General features: G+C 59.0%; 15 protein-coding genes and 1 pseudogene. 11 read left to right on the top strand and 5 right to left on the bottom strand.

Translation table 11 applies throughout. The annotated features are described in order from the left end of the window. Positions 1-71: 71 nt before the first annotated feature. Positions 72-773: a LytTR family DNA-binding domain-containing protein gene (locus tag ACILRA_RS22325; RefSeq protein ID WP_395664237.1), complete on the bottom strand. Its 702-nt coding sequence runs from the start codon at positions 771-773 to the stop codon at positions 72-74. 505 nt (positions 774-1,278) lie between these two features. On the opposite strand from ACILRA_RS22325, the gene ACILRA_RS22320 reads away from it, so the two are divergent. From ACILRA_RS22320 to ACILRA_RS22305, 4 genes and pseudogenes are all read left to right on the top strand, one after another. Beyond that, positions 1,279-1,533 (top strand): hypothetical protein, encoded by a 255-nt coding sequence (locus ACILRA_RS22320; RefSeq protein ID WP_395664236.1) that lies wholly within the window; start codon positions 1,279-1,281, stop codon positions 1,531-1,533. Between the two features lie 692 nt (positions 1,534-2,225). Next, positions 2,226-3,374, top strand: a complete 1,149-nt coding sequence (locus ACILRA_RS22315; RefSeq protein ID WP_395664235.1) for an Acg family FMN-binding oxidoreductase — start codon at positions 2,226-2,228, stop codon at positions 3,372-3,374. Between the two features lie 7 nt (positions 3,375-3,381). Then, positions 3,382-3,822: a MarR family winged helix-turn-helix transcriptional regulator gene (locus ACILRA_RS22310; RefSeq protein ID WP_395664234.1), complete on the top strand. Its 441-nt coding sequence runs from the start codon at positions 3,382-3,384 to the stop codon at positions 3,820-3,822. A gap of 57 nt (positions 3,823-3,879) precedes the next feature. Beyond that, positions 3,880-4,050, top strand: a pseudogene (locus ACILRA_RS22305) (IS481 family transposase); the annotation flags it as partial. A gap of 26 nt (positions 4,051-4,076) precedes the next feature. Here ACILRA_RS22305 and ACILRA_RS22300 read toward each other — a convergent pair. Further along, complete coding sequence (locus ACILRA_RS22300; RefSeq protein ID WP_395664233.1) at positions 4,077-5,108, bottom strand: fumarylacetoacetate hydrolase family protein; 1,032 nt, start codon at positions 5,106-5,108, stop codon at positions 4,077-4,079. Next, complete coding sequence (gene hmgA / locus ACILRA_RS22295) at positions 5,105-6,415, bottom strand: homogentisate 1,2-dioxygenase (RefSeq protein ID WP_395664232.1); 1,311 nt, start codon at positions 6,413-6,415, stop codon at positions 5,105-5,107. Before hmgA ends, ACILRA_RS22300 begins: the two co-directional genes overlap by 4 nt. A 74-nt stretch (positions 6,416-6,489) precedes the next feature. Here hmgA and ACILRA_RS22290 point away from each other — a divergent pair, with 74 nt between their 5' ends. Both ACILRA_RS22290 and maiA read left to right on the top strand, forming a co-directional pair. Further along, positions 6,490-6,945: a MarR family winged helix-turn-helix transcriptional regulator gene (locus tag ACILRA_RS22290; protein WP_395664231.1), complete on the top strand. Its 456-nt coding sequence runs from the start codon at positions 6,490-6,492 to the stop codon at positions 6,943-6,945. Then, complete coding sequence (gene maiA, locus ACILRA_RS22285) at positions 6,942-7,580, top strand: maleylacetoacetate isomerase (RefSeq protein WP_395664230.1); 639 nt, start codon at positions 6,942-6,944, stop codon at positions 7,578-7,580. Before ACILRA_RS22290 ends, maiA begins: the two co-directional genes overlap by 4 nt. Before the next feature lie 6 nt (positions 7,581-7,586). On the opposite strand, the gene hppD is transcribed toward maiA, so the two are convergent. Continuing rightward, positions 7,587-8,684, bottom strand: a complete 1,098-nt coding sequence (gene hppD, locus ACILRA_RS22280; RefSeq protein WP_395664229.1) for a 4-hydroxyphenylpyruvate dioxygenase — start codon at positions 8,682-8,684, stop codon at positions 7,587-7,589. Between the two features lie 136 nt (positions 8,685-8,820). On the opposite strand from hppD, the gene ACILRA_RS22275 reads away from it, so the two are divergent. From ACILRA_RS22275 to ACILRA_RS22255, 5 genes are all read left to right on the top strand, one after another. After that, positions 8,821-9,279, top strand: coding sequence for an Lrp/AsnC family transcriptional regulator (locus ACILRA_RS22275; RefSeq protein ID WP_395664228.1), 459 nt, complete (start codon positions 8,821-8,823; stop codon positions 9,277-9,279). Between the two features lie 285 nt (positions 9,280-9,564). Next, positions 9,565-11,283, top strand: a complete 1,719-nt coding sequence (locus ACILRA_RS22270) for an FAD-dependent oxidoreductase (RefSeq protein WP_395664227.1) — start codon at positions 9,565-9,567, stop codon at positions 11,281-11,283. Next, on the top strand, positions 11,280-12,002 hold the full coding sequence (locus tag ACILRA_RS22265; RefSeq protein ID WP_395664226.1) for an SDR family NAD(P)-dependent oxidoreductase: 723 nt from the start codon (positions 11,280-11,282) through the stop codon (positions 12,000-12,002). The genes ACILRA_RS22270 and ACILRA_RS22265 overlap by 4 nt, the downstream gene beginning before the upstream one ends. Positions 12,003-12,057: 55 nt before the next feature. After that, positions 12,058-12,867, top strand: a complete 810-nt coding sequence (locus ACILRA_RS22260; RefSeq protein ID WP_395664225.1) for a transporter substrate-binding domain-containing protein — start codon at positions 12,058-12,060, stop codon at positions 12,865-12,867. 60 nt (positions 12,868-12,927) lie between these two features. Further along, the gene (locus ACILRA_RS22255; RefSeq protein ID WP_395664224.1) at positions 12,928-13,305 is read left to right on the top strand and encodes an ABC transporter permease subunit; all 378 of its coding nucleotides are present in this window, start codon (positions 12,928-12,930) and stop codon (positions 13,303-13,305) included. Positions 13,306-13,364: 59 nt separating this feature from the next. Here the strand turns inward: ACILRA_RS22255 and ACILRA_RS22250 are convergent. Then, positions 13,365-14,575 (bottom strand): IS3 family transposase gene (locus ACILRA_RS22250; RefSeq protein ID WP_395664238.1). Its coding sequence is split into 2 segments (ribosomal slippage): positions 13,365-14,314 and positions 14,314-14,575, totalling 1,212 coding nucleotides; the frame shifts between segments, so codons are not numbered across the junction. Positions 14,576-14,691 lie beyond the last annotated feature (116 nt).

The following is a 14,691-nucleotide window of genomic DNA, read 5'->3' as shown; positions in this document are numbered from 1 at the left end:
CGCCGAGGAACAGCAGCGCTTCGCGTGCCTGCAAATTGCGCGTCGTGATTGACGCGGATCGATACAACATCTTACGTGAGACGCAGTCGCCAGGCATCCAGGAACGCCTTCGCCCTGCGGCGGCTGACCTTCCAACAAGCACCCGTCGAAACACACACCGACACAGCGCCCGTGCTTACATCGACATTCTCGACGTGCTTCCATGCCACCCAAACCGAGCGGTGGATCTGAATGCCATCGAAGCCATCCTCTTCCAGCTCGGTGATTGCATGTGTGAGGCCCTGAAGGAGAAGATGTTCCCCACGACTTGTTACAACACGCAGATAGTGCTCCTGAGCCTCCACGAAAACAATGTCCTGGCCAAGCCGTGTGGGCAGCCTTGCAAGAAAGCCTGAGTTCTCACTCCTTGATGCACTCTGTTTCGCGTTAGCATTTGTTCCATCCGGCTCGGTTCTTGTCTCTGTCGATGCCTCATCCACCATCGGCGACGTCTCAACCCGTGTCGTGACATAAGGATCAGGTAACCGGATTTCATCCGGTGAGTCGCCGACGCCATAATCGCGCATGCCACTAATACGCCACACGACGAATGCATTCATCAATGGCCACAAACTTGCAGTTTTTAAGGGCACATCATGGAGCTCGCCCTTTAACTCATTCAGCCAAACTTCTGCAGAAAATGACAGGGGCCTCAACTCGGTCTCAGTCGTATCGAGGATACCGAGAAGAGCTTCCAGCGTGACAGAGATCGGTGCGAGCAGCAGGCCGGTCATAGCTCCGGCGACCATAAGCACTACCCAAGGCGACACGCGTCGTGACACTCGAGTGTTGAAGAGCCAGCCACTGATCAACCAAGCGAACATCGTAGCTGGAATGAGGTGAAGGGACCAGAAAAGTGTCCTGGATGGCAGGTTAAGCCCTGCCGAACTCGCGGGTTCCAACAGTGAGAGCGTGACGATGAGCACACACGTCACTCCCATCAGGTATTTAAGAGGGGATATTTCCCGAAGTGTCGCCCTGTTCAGAGAGGCTGTCCCTGGGGAGATGAGATTTGCGCCGGCACGGCCCACTAACCTATTGAGAAAGTTATGCATTTCAACTCCTGCATAAGGCTATTGGGCTGTCTTACGTTGAGATCGCGTGTGCGGTTTAGACCCCCGGTCCATCAATTGCAAACTGGGCCGGTGGTCTTGGTGGACGGGGAATCCAAGAACATCGAAGATCCCCAGACTTACCCACGGCCCTGCAGCGTAACATTTCAACCAATCGAAACCGCTGATGATAGGGCTTTATTCCGTAATCGGCATCTCGGCCGTTATGTTGACCTCGGCAAGCCTCGTACTCGGTATCTTGATCCGGCAGAACGCCAGCACGGACCTTCCACCGGCGCTGCAGTTCTCGATCGCCCAGGATTTTGTGCTGACCTTCGTCCTGGCCGTGCAGGTTGCTGGTGCCATGTCATCGATGCCCAGACACGGGTTAGGGACCGCGCCGGGAGTCGAAACACTGCCGCTCTTGGGCTGGTCACACTAGGGTGGCGATCTGCGCGTCGCACATTTCTTTGCCACGCACGCGCTTGATGTGCTGCCGTCTAACAGCCTTTAAAGACACGGATCTCATCGGACTGCATTGCTCATGCTGGCGTGTGGACCGGTGCGGCCCTGTTCACCTCAATTGTCATCCTGACGCTGATCCAGGCGCTGATAGGGCGACCCATCGTTCTATAACGGCAAGGCAACGATACTTGGCAAATTTTACACGCAGCAGCGGGGTCTCACCCTTTATCAACCGGTGGCGACCAAGCATTCGATTTATGCCGCCCTGCGGCCAGACGTCTACCTCGGCAGTAACCCCTCGGTCGCGCCCAATGAAGCATCGTTCACGGACTGGCGACGCTAGCAATCGACAATCAACTGGCGAGGCTCGTTTCGAGCGAACCACGGGAACGCGGCGAGCGGCTCGAAGTAAATCTCGGCCACGCCCTGCCTCTGTTCGCGGACGCAGGCAGCGGAGAAGGGAAAGGGTGACGCCAAGTATCAACGGCGCAGTACCCGCTCGAACCCAGGGCACTGAGTTACGCCATGATAACACTGAAGGTGCTAGTGGGTCTGTGCGAATGACCGTGTCCACCGCCCCCCAAGTCAGAGATCCAGTGCCGTAACCACCTCTTGACTTTAGTTCGTCAGAGAACTATTTTAGTTCCATACTGAACTATAGGGCGGACAATGAACCTCACACGGCGCAAGATGATCTTTCTCGTTGGTGGAGGGGCCGTTCTGGCGGCGGGCGGTGCCTTTAGCTATGCAGCCACTCGCACGCCCCAGACGGCATACCTTCCCTGGGAGCGGGCGGGCAGATACGAGGACCCGCGCATGCGCGCCCTCTCTTGGGCGCTGCTCGCCCCGAACCCGCACAATCGCCAGCCGTGGTTGGCTGATCTCTCCGAGGATGGCGTCATCACGCTGCACGTGGATCGCGACCGATTGTTGCCCCACACGGACCCGTTCAATCGGCAAATCACCATCGGTCTGGGGTGTTTTATGGAACTCCTGCGCATGGCGGCGGCAGAGGATGGCTATCGATCCGACGTGACGCTTTTCCCGCAGGGCATAAGTGCCGCGGCCCTCGACCAACGCCCCATCGCGCGCATCGCCCTGACATCTGACCCGGCAATCGCGCGCGATCCCCTGTTCGCGCTGGTTCCTTCCAGGCGCTCCAACAAGGAACCGTTTGATGTGAGCCGTTCCCTCGCACCCGAGATGCTGACTCAGATGGCGACGGCCGCCCGAAACGGCACGCGGTTCGGCGGCACCGTCGACCCGGCGGAAGTTGCCGAATGGCGGGCGTTGACGCGCGAAGCGCTGCGGATCGAGGTCGAGACGCCCCACACCTATCAGGAGAGCGTCGATCTGTTCCGTATCGGGCGCCGGGAAGTGGATGCGAATCCGGACGGCATTGATTTCTCAGGCCCGATGTTCGAATCCATGCACCTGACCGGCATGTTCACCAGAGAAATCGCCGCCGACCCGACCAGTTTCGCCTTCAAGGCCGGCATGGACGCAGTCTATGCCAATGCCGATACCGCAATGGGGCATGTCTGGCTGATCACCGCCGACAATAGCCGCGAAACGCAGATCGCCACGGGCGCGGACTGGCTGCGCGTCAATCTTGCGGCGACGGCACAGGGCCTCGGGTTCCAGCCGCTGAGCCAGGCTTTGCAGGAATTCCCCGAGATGGCAGGGCCCTACGACCGGGTTCATGAACTCCTTGCGCCCGAAGGGGGCACCGTTCAAATGCTGTCGCGTATCGGCTATGGTCCAGTTGTCGGAAACAGCCCGCGGTGGCCCTTGGAGAGCAGGATCATGAATGCCTGATAGATTAGTGCCCGACTACTTCCGGCTCTTCAACGAAATCGGGATCATCGGGCAGCTCTCACGTACCCTGCTGGAAGCCCGGTTGCCGCCGGGCTACGTTGCGGCACAGTTCTCCGTGTTGAACCATCTGGTGCGGGTCGGCGATGGCAGAACCCCGCTTGCCATTGCCCAAGCGTTCCAGGTTCCAAAGAACTCGATGACGCATTCCCTGACGGTCCTGGAGCGCGAGGGCCTGATCGAGATCCGAAGGAATCCGCAGGATGGCCGGTCCAAATTGGTCTACATTACTGATAAGGGCCGAAAGTTCCGGGCAGACGTGATCGACGCACTTGCTCCGGATATCGCACGGATAGCCGCCGCGGTTCCACCCGAGTTCGTGGCACGCCTGCTTCCTGATCTGGAAATCCTTCGCAAGTTCCTCGATGCGGACCGCGACAGGCCTGCCTAGGTGTTTGATCACAGAGTTTGATGGTGCAATCTTTTCTCAAGCATGGAAGGAAGCATTATGGGCCAGGTTCTTCACGGCAGCGCCACCACGACTGAGGCGATCCGTCGAGCGATACAGCATAGTCAAGAGAGCCTGAGGGCTCTGGCGAAGAGCTACAGCATCAATCCAAAGACGGAGGCCAAGTGGCGCGACCGCAACTTTGTCGCTGACGAATGGACAGGAGCCAAATGATCTCCTAGCAGTTCAGTGCACCCTCATGTCCCGTCAGCATTCTGAGGCTGATATCGTTCGACAAGCTGTTCGATAGCACCAAAGATAGAGTTACCATCACTTCCCATCATCTCTATCCGGACTGTGTCACCAAAGCGGAGGAAGGGGGTCTTGGCGGCACCTCCGGCAATCACTTCGATCATCCGGATTTCCGCGAGGCAGGAATAGCCGAGGCCGCCCTGATTGACCGGGCTGCCTGGGCCGCCATCGGAGTTCTTGTTCGAGACAGTGCCGGACCCAATGATAGTACCTGCCGCCAAGGAGCGTGTTCTTGCAGCATGGGCAATAAGTGTCGGAAAATCGAAGGTCATGTCGACACCGGCATCCGCCCGGCCAAATAGCGTACCGTTCAGATTGACCATCAGCGGGAGATGGACCTTGCCACCATCCCAAGCCTCGCCGAGTTCGTCCGGCGTCACCGCGACGGGAGAGAAGGCGGAGGAGGGTTTGGACTGGAGGAAACCGAAGCCTTTCGCGAGTTCAACGGGAATGAGGTTCCGGAGGCTGATGTCATTCACCAGCATGATGAGGCGGATGAATCTTCCGGCCTCTGCCGGCGCCACTCCCATGGGAACATCGTCCGTCACCACGGCCACTTCGCCTTCGAAGTCGATGCCATAGGCCTCATCTGCCATCAGGATCGGGTCACGGGGCGCGAGGAAGGAATCCGATCCCCCCTGGTACATCAGGGGGTCAGTCCAAAAACTCTCCGGCATTTCGGCACCGCGGGCCCGGCGAACGAGTTCCACGTGGTTCACATAGGCGGATCCATCGACCCACTGGAAGGCGCGCGGGATGGGAGAGGCGCATTCATGCTCGTGGAAGCGGATACTGGGAACGGCGCCGCGTTCAAGCTGTTCTGCAAGGTCAGCCAGTTGCGGGGCGGCCTTCTCCCAAGTGTCGAGAGCCTGCTGCAGCGTATCAGCGATGTTGTGGGCCGGGGTGGCGCGGGTGAGGTCACGCGACACGACAACCAGCCTCCCGTCGCGGCCGGACTTCAGTGATGCAAGCTTCATGGTTTTCCGGTGAACTTGCGATCAAGCCCATCCCAGCAGCGGTCATAATCGTGTTGGAGCGTCGCAAGCGAGGACGCATAGGCAGTGAGGTGCTGGGGGTACCGGGTCTCGAACATGAAGGCGAGCGTATCCGTCAGTTTATGGGGCTTGAGCTCTTCCGTGGAGGCCTTGGTGAAGGCGGCGAGGTCCGGCCCATGCGGCAGCATACAGTTGTGCAGGCTGATGCCGCCTGGCACGAAGCCGTCCGGCTTGGCGTCATAGCGGCCGTAGATCAGGCCCATAAACTCCGACATGATATTGAGGTGATACCATGGCGGGCGGAAGGAGTTTTCGGCCACCATCCAGCGCTCCGGGAAGATCACGAAGTCGACATTCGCGGTTCCCTCCTCTCCCGTGGGGGCCGTCATGACCGTGAAGATAGATGGATCGGGATGGTCGAAGAGAATTGCGCCCACGGGTGAGAAGGTGCGGAGATCATATTTGTAGGGCGTGTAGTTGCCGTGCCAGCCCAGCACGTCCAGTGGTGAGTGGCCGATTTCGCAGCGATAGAACTTGCCGCACCACTTGACCCACACCCGGCAGGGCGTTTCCCTATCCTCGAATGCGGCGACGGGAGTCTTGAAGTCACGGGGATTGGCGAGGCAGTTGGCGCCGATGGGACCGCGGTCCGGCAGTGTGAATTTCGCGCCGTAATTCTCGCAGTAATAGCCGCGCGCCGGACCTTCCACGAGTTCTACCTTGAACTTCATGCCGCGAGGCATGATGCAGATCTCACCCGGTTTAACAGTAATGCGGCCCAGTTCGGTGAAGAAGCAGAGGACGCCCTGCTGCGGCACAACGAGGATCTCACCATCGGCATTGTAGAAGTAGTCGTCTACCATTGAGGTGTTGACGAAGTAGATGCCGGCCGACATGCCGACCTGTGTGTGGACATCGCCCGCCGTCGTCATGGTGCGCAGTCCGGACAGGAAGGTCAGCTCGCCTTCGGGCTGCTCCGGCGGGCTCCAGCGCAAGGGCCCGATCGGCAGATCGTGCTGATCTATGCAGGGAGCAGTCCTCCAGAAGGGAAGCTGAATTTCGGTGAAGCGCGAGGTGTGGCGGACACTGGGCCGCATCCGGTAGAGCCAGGAGCGTTCATTGGTACCGCGCGGCGCTGTGAAGGGAGAGCCTGAAAGCTGCTCAGCATAGAGGCCGTAGGCACATTTCTGTGGTGAGTTCTGGCCATAAGGCAGAACTCCCGGCAAGGCTTCCGTTTCGAAGTCATTTCCGAAGCCCGGCATATAGCCCGGCACAATAGCGCTCTGCATGCCGCCCCAATTAGTTGCACTTGCGACGATATGAACAAGTTGCATATGCGACGAGTTTCTGTCAAGCCGGAATCATGGAAGCCAAATTCAAGCTCGGCGAATTCCTGCCATTCAGGCTGAACGTGCTCGCCCAGACGGTATCGGAGCAGCTCTCAGCCATCTACGCCGCCAGGTTCAACCTGGATATTCCGCAATGGCGAATCCTTGCCAATCTCGCCTCACGGGGAGACATGACAGCCCAAGACATTGCCCGTATCACCTACAGCCACAAGTCGACGATCAGCCGGGCCGTGCAGGAACTCGAAGATCGCGGACTCATCGCGCGAAAGGTTTCATCATCCGACAAGCGAAGCTTCACGCTGGCGCTGACGAGCGAGGGCCGTCGCCTCTTCCGGCAGTTGCTGCCCCTCGTCCTCGACTTCGAGCGGAACCTCATTGCGTCACTTTCAGATGCCGACGCCCGTGCCCTGCTGAAGGGGCTAGCAGGTCTTGAAGCAGCCCTGCTGGGGCCAGAGGGGAGCACCAAGTGAAGCTCTATGGCTACTTCCGTTCATCGGCCGCCTATCGGGTGCGGATTGCGCTCAATCTCAAGGGAATCGCCGTTGAGCACGTGCCCGTGCACCTGCTCAGGGACGGCGGGCAGCAACGGCTCTACCCGCATCTGCAGCGAAACCCGCAGGCTCTGGTGCCTGTGCTGGAACTCGACGACCGCACGCGTCTGACCCAGTCGCTGGCGATCATCGAATATCTCGATGCCACCTTCCCCTACCCTCGCCTCATACCGGAAGATCCGGTCCTTGCGGCGAAGGTGAGGGCCGTGGCGCTCGCGATCGGCTGCGAGATACATCCGCTGAGCAATCTCCGGGTTCTCAACTATCTGAAGGGATCTCTCGGTCAGCCAAAAGAAGCAGTTGAGTCATGGATCAGCCATTGGATGCTGAATGGCGGCCTCGATGCAGTGGAGGCTCTCCTTCCTGGTGATGAATTTTGCTTCGGCGGCAACCCAACCCTTGCAGACTGTTTCCTCATTCCGCAGTTGTTCAACGCTCGGCGCTTCAACGTGGCCTATGACGGCTGCACCAAGATCAAACGCGCCGAGCAATCCTGCGAGAAACTCGACGCGTTCATGGAGGCTCTGCCTTCCCGGCAGCCTGATGCGGAGTGATGTCGCTCACGCCGCCTTGATGACCCCACGCTCAATCTGATCCTGCTCGATCGACTCGAACAGCGCACGGAAGTTACCCTCGCCGAAGCCGTTGTCACCCTTCCGCTGGATGAACTCGAAGAAGATCGGGCCGATGACGGTCTTTGAGAAGATCTGCAGCAGGATCTTCGTTTCCCCACCATCGACCACACCCTCGCCATCGATCAGGATACCGTACTTCGCCAGTTCCTCGATCGGCTCCTCATGACCGACGACGCGAGTCTTGGACAACTCATAGTAAGCCTTGGGAGGCTTTGGCATAAATTTGAGGCCGCGGCCGGCGATGGCGTCGGCGGAGGCGTAGATGTCGTCGGTGCCCACCGCGATATGCTGGATGCCCTCGCCGTTGTACCGCTTCAGATACTCCACGATCTGACCTGTCTCGCCGCGGTCCTCATTGATCGGAATGCGGATGCGGCCGCAGGGGCTGGTCAGCGCGCGGGACAGAAGGCCCGTGTACTTGCCCTCGATGTCGAAGAAGCGGATCTGCTTGAAGCTGAAGAGATCACCGTAGAATCTGAACCACTTATCCATGTTGCCCTTGTGGACATTGTGCGTGAGGTGATCGAGGTAGCAGAAGCCGACGCCGGCCGGCTTGGGCGGCGCCACAAAGCGGAATTCCGTGTCATAGGGCGACGTGCCATCGCCGTAGCGGTCGGTGAAATAGATCAGCGAGCCACCGATCCCGACAATGGCGGGAAGGTCGACGGCCTTGCCCGGTCCGTCATAGGGCTGGGCGCCCTTGGACAGGGCATGCTTGTAGGCGTGAGCGGCATCGACAACGCGCCAAGCCATGGACGGTGCACAGGGACCGTGCTCCTCAACGAAGCGGCGGGCGTGGGAACCCGGCTCATCGTTCAGTACATAGGTGATGTCACCCTGCTGCCAGAGCTCGATGGCCTTGGTCTTGTGGCGGGCTGACATCGCGAAGCCCATGCGCGCAAAGAGTTCCCGCAGTTCCGCAGGGTTGGGGTGGGCAAATTCGACGAATTCAAACCCGTCAGTGCCGGCGGGGTTCCCGTCCGAGATCGTGGCGCGCGGTGCGTCGTGCGGAAATGGGCCCATGCTTCGTTCCTCCCTGGCTGAGCTCGAGAGAGAGGATTCCATGAGCTAGGCGTCATCGGTGCGCAAAAAAGCGCCTAATCCACGTCGTTCTTGCGCCAAACTTGCATAAGTTTTATTTATTACGCATAATCACCGCATGATTGATGCGATTGATCGAAAACTCCTTGCACAGCTGCAAAAGGGCTCCGAAGTCACCGCTCAAGAACTCGCAGAGATCCTTGGGCTTTCCGCCAGTCAGGTTGCCCGCCGCCGGCAGCGGCTGGAGGCGGAGGGTTACATCCTTGGCTACGCAGCAAACCTAGCCCCTTCGAAGCTGGGGCTAGGTGTCCAGGCTTTTATCCAGATCCAGATGGCCGCCCACAACGCTGAGGCCGCCCGCAGTTTCGCAAGTCTGGTTGCAACCATGCGCGAGGTGACCGGATGCTGGACTCTGACGGGCGCCGCCGATTACCTGCTGCGCGTTTGGTGCACCGACTTGAGTGCCCTCAATGAGCTCATCCAGCACCGCTTGCTGCCCCACCCCGTTGTCGCCCGTGTGGAAAGCAAGATCGTCATGGAACAGCTTAAACCCGATTCAGGACTGCCTATTTTCTGACATTACCACCGACGCGCTCGGGTAGTGATGGCCCTATCCCGGGGACATGCTACTTCCCATGCCATCGGATTCGCAGCCCGAAATCATCCACTTGCCTGCGCCTGCAATAACTCATCTCAGGACCTGTCCGACCATTTGATCCTGCGTCCGGCAGAAGAGCCGGCCTACAAGGCGGGCTTCAATCCCATAGGTTCGCTGGGTCACAGATCCCCTCGAGACCTCAAAACAGTCGACAACAAAAATACTTGTTGACGGCAACGAGTGTGCAGTGTTCATTTTCTCGGCATGGGTGCACCAGTCTCAGACACCTTTGATCTCGTTGTTGTGGGTTCCGGCGCCGCTGGACTGACGGCGGCCCTGGCAGCGCTGGACCAAGGAATGCGCGTGGTGGTGGTGGAGGCAGATGTCCTGATCGGCGGCGCAACCGCCCTCTCTGAAGGGATGATCTGGGTGCCGAACAACCCAGACGCCCTCACTCTCGAAGATGCACCGTCGACAGATACAGAGGAGGAAGCCGCACTGACATATCTGCGCGCCACATCGGGCAACTTCTTCGATCAAGAGCGCGCGCGGACCTACATTCGAATGGCCCCCAGGACTTTGGCCTTTGCCGAAAAGGCTGCGGGGCTGCGCTTCGCACTCAATAGGTATTCGCGGGACTACAATCCTGAAGCGGAGGGTGCGACGCTTGGCCGAAGGGCACTTAACCCGCTTCCGGCCTCCATGCGAGGGATGGACAGGAAGCTCTTCGGACGATTGCGCCAACCACTCGGTACAACGATGGTGCTGAAAGGCCTGTCAATCGCCTCGCAGGATGCCGGCGACTACCTGAACTTTGGCCGCAGTCCGGCAGCTTTCGCACGGGTTAGCAGCCATGTGCTCCGTTACGCGGCCGATCGGCTGGCCGGCTGGCCCCGCGGCACCCGCCTTGCGAATGGCAACGTCATCGTGGCGCAGTTGGCGGAGGGAATCCGGCTCAAGGGCGGCTCGATTTTGACTGAGTGGCCCGTCGAACGGCTCTTGAGAAGGGGGGACGGGGTTACGGGCGTCGCGGGCCGCCAGGGTGAAATTCACGCAAAGAAAGGCGTTATCCTGGCTTCGGGTGGCTTCAACGCGAGCCACGCGTCACGAGCGATGCTGGTCGGTTCCCATAGCCATGTGGCGATTCCGGCGGAAAGTGACATCAGACCCCTGGATGAACTTGTGGCAGAAACCGGGGCGGCCCTTGCCAGGGATGTATCGCAGCCCGTGCTCTGGGCTCCAGCCTCCGTCGTACCATCGTCAATTGAACGGTCGGGTCCTTGGCCTCATTTCGGGGACCGCGCCAAGCCCGGGGTAATCTGCCTCGGCCCTGACGGCACGAGATTTGCGAACGAAGCACAAATCTATCATGACTTCGTGCCAGCCATGATCGCGGCAACAGGTGCACATCCGGAAGGCGCGCATTGCTGGATCATCACGGACCACAGGTCCATGCGCCGCTACGGCCTAGGTCCGATCGGGCCATTCCCCGCACGCCTCGGCCCCTACCTGAGAGCGGGATACCTGAAGACGGGCCGGACGCCAGATGATCTCGCCAAAGCGATAAACCTGCCTCCTCGGGCGGTTCGAGACAGCATCGCAAGGTTCAACGGTTTTGCCAAAGCGGGCAAGGACAGTGATTTTGGTCGCGGTGAGAGCGCCTATGATCGCGGCAATGGTGACTCTAGTCACTCACCCAATCCGACGCTGGGCGCTCTGGAACAGGCACCTTTTTATGCCATTCGCATAGTCCCTGGGGACATAGGTTGCTTCTTAGGCCTCAGGGTAGATTCAAATGCGCGCGTTCTGGACGGAAATGGAAGCGTGGTACCGGGACTTTGGGCAGCGGGAAGCGCAGCCGCTCCCGTGACCGGAGGGACATATCCCGCGGCCGGACTGACAATAGGGCAGGCGATGACGTTTGGCTACGTTGCGGCTTGCGATGCGTGCTCTGAGTCGCCTGAGGTGAGGGCCAGACCATGACCCCTCTCCAAGGCTTTTCCAAAGATCTCTTCCTGAACCAACAAGTTGTCATCACCGGCGCGGCCGGGGGTATTGGCCGCGCCATCGCAGCAGCATTTGCCGAATGCGGCGCACGACTCGTGCAGATTGACCTACCCGAGGCGATTCCACCAAATCAGTCAGGCTGGATCGGGTGCGATCTGGAAGACAGGCCCGTCTTGATGCGCGCAGCGGAACAGATCAAGGGTCCCGTCGCAGTATTGATCAATTGCGCCGGAATATTCCGCCGAATGGCCGTGACCGAGCCTGACGCCGAGACCGAGTGGGATCGTACACTTGCGGTCAACCTCACGGCCCCATATCTCCTGGCACGAGCGCTGATTCCCAAGTTGACGGGTGGGGCCATCGTGAATGTCACGTCGGTCCGGGCAGAAACATCGGCTGAACGCGCTTCTGCCTATACCGTATCGAAAGCTGGGCTGGCTGCCCTGACCTTGTCGCTGGCAGATGAGCTAGCCCCTCTGCAGATCCGCACCAATTCTGTGGCGCCGGGCGACGTTGACACCGCCATGGGTCATGGAGACCCGTCAGTGGCAGCCACACTCGTCGCCCGCACACCACTCAAGCGCATGGCGAGGCCGGAGGAGGTCGCTGCCGCTTGTGTGTTTCTTGCGTCACCTCTCGCATCGCATATCACCGGCTCGACCCTGCACGTCGATGGCGGATTTCTAGTCGTTTAGAAAAGAACTGCTGGCTCAACAGCGGCGCAATCATAACCAACCAAAGGAGGAAGACATGAACAGAAGATTTTTCGGACTGGTTTGTGCCAGCGTGCTGGCGATTGGAGCGATGGCCCAAACCGCCATCGCCCGCTCCCTGGAAGACATCATCTCTAGTGGCGTCCTGCGGGTCGGCACCTATGCCGATCAGCCGCCGATGGCGTCCCTGAATAACGCAGGACAGTATGAAGGTTTCGACATTGAAGTGGCTAACCACATCGCGAACATCATGAAGGTGAAAGTGGAAGTTGTTCCGCTCACAACGGCCCAGCGCGTTCCATTTCTGCAATCTGGCCAGATTGACATTTCCCTTGGCGCCTTGACCCGCACCCCGGAGCGGGCGCTGCTTGTCGACTACACGATCCCGCTGCATTCCGAATCTGTGCTGGTCTTGACTACTGAAGGCAACGCAATCAACAGCTGGCGTGACCTCAACGACCCGTCACAAACGCTCGCGTCCGGACGCGGCTACTGGACGACGGACATGGTCAAGACTGAGCTTCCGAACGCCAAACAAGATCTTTATGATACACCCGCGGATCAGGTCCGTGCTGTTGCACAGGGGCGGGCTACCGCCATCGTGGACATTATCGATACGATGATGGCCTTCACGAAACAGTATCCGGATGTGAAATGGAAAGTCATCGAATCCGAGATCTATTCCGCGTGGTGCGCCATCGGTGTCCCGCGCGGGGAGGAAGGGCTCAAGAACTTCCTGAATGTGGTGATCTACGACATGCATAAATCTGGCAAGACACAGGAATACTGGGCCAAATGGTACGGCGCACCTAACCCAAAGCCGGTACCGCTTGATCCGGTGTTCTGAGTATAGAAAATGGCCGGGCGCGGGAAGACGCGCCCGGTCGGTTCCTCAGTCAGGTTAGAGATGAACTACAATCTGCAATTTGGCCAGATCGCGGCGGATATCCCCTACATTCTCTCCGGCGCCTGGCCAACGCTGTGGATTACTTTCGTTACCTTCTTCCTGGCTTCCGGCCTTGGCCTGTTCATTGCCATGGCGCGGCTGAAAGGAGGGCCGATAGCATCGAGGCTGGCCGGCCTCTGGGTGATGCTGACTACCAATTCGCCGCTGTTCGTTGTGCTGTTCTTCCTTTTCAATGGACTTCCCGAATGGGGCATTCTGCTCTCGCCGATCGCCGCTACCCTCATCGCCTTCATAACCATATCTTCCGGTTATCTGGCCGAAATCCAACGCGGGGGTATACAGTCGGTTCATCGCGCCGAACTGGACGCAGCTGAATGAGGTGGTCCTGGTTAGCTGGACAGGTCGGCAGCAGAGTTAAGGTGTAGTCCAGACCGTGATTACGCTACCAGTTTCCGGTTCAAATTCAATCCCTCTTGCTGTTGCTGAACCTGTGGAACTGTGGGCAAGGCCCTTGCCTTGTCCATCATTTCCACAGGCCTGCGACGGCCGTAAGCCTGTTCCGGCGACAGCCCGTCCAAAGCCGAATGCGGGCGTTCGCTGCTATAAAATCTGATCCATTCGGCAATGACGCGTTCGGCGATGAAGCCATCCGTCAGCTCATGCAGATAGACCGCCTCGTATTTCAGCGACCGCCACAAGCGTTCGATGAAGATGTTGTCCATGCAGCGTCCCCGCCCGTCCATCGAGATGGTCACGCCGGCTTTTGTCAGTGCGCCGGTGAAGTCCACGCTGGTGAACTGGCTGCCCTGATCAGTGTTGAATATCTCCGGACTGCCGTATCTTGACAAGGCCTCGTTCAGTGCTTCGATACAAAAACCTGCATCCATCGTGTTCGACAAACGCCAGGCCAGCACATGCCGCGTTGCCCAGTCCATGATGGCCACCAGAAACAGAAAACCGCGCTTCATCGGAATATAGGTGATGTCCGCACACCAGACATGATCGGGCCTCACGACCGTCATGTCGCGCAAAAGATAAGGATAAATGCGGTGTTCCGGATGGGGCGTGCTGGTCCGGGGCGCTTGATAGATCGCCTCCAGACCCATGACACGCATCAACCGGCGCACGCGATGCCGACCGACCACAACGCCTTCCCGCCACATATGACGCACCATCTGACGACTGCCGTAAAACGGATACTTGACATAAAGTTCGTCGATGCGGCGCATCACCATCAGATTCTCTGCACTCTCCCCCCGCGGCGCATAGTAAAATGACGACCGGCTGATCGACAGCAGGCGGCACTGACGGCTCTGGCTCAGGCTGGAGCAGCCAAGCGCAATCATCGCCTTGCGCTCGTCTCTGCTCATCGCTTGAGCCCGTTGGACAAAAAATCGCGTTCCACCGTCAGTTGACCGATTTTCGCGTGAAGGTCGCGAACCTCGCTTTCATGATTCTGCCGCTCGCGGTCCGTGCCATTCGAAAACACTTCAGACAATCCCGCAATCGCCTGCTGCTTCCACACGCTCACCTGGTTGGGATGAACCTTGTGCTTGGATGCGATCTCCTGGATCGTCTTGTCGCCGCGCAAGGCTTCAATCGCAACCCGCGCTTTGAAATCTCCTGTAAAACGTCGTCTTGTCGTCATCGGGGATGTCCCGAACTCTGTTGAAAATGCCGAGGCTGGCGTTGCTGTTTGAACGTTATGCGGCATCAGCGAGGCGGTCAACCGTCGGGGTGGTGGTCTGAGCGGTACGATGGCTT

Source organism: Aestuariivirga sp. (assembly GCF_044239095.1).
Classification (GTDB): domain Bacteria; phylum Pseudomonadota; class Alphaproteobacteria; order Rhizobiales; family Aestuariivirgaceae; genus Aestuariivirga.
The sequence above is the reverse complement of the archived record's forward strand: the minus strand, read 5'-3'. Positions and strand labels throughout refer to the sequence as shown.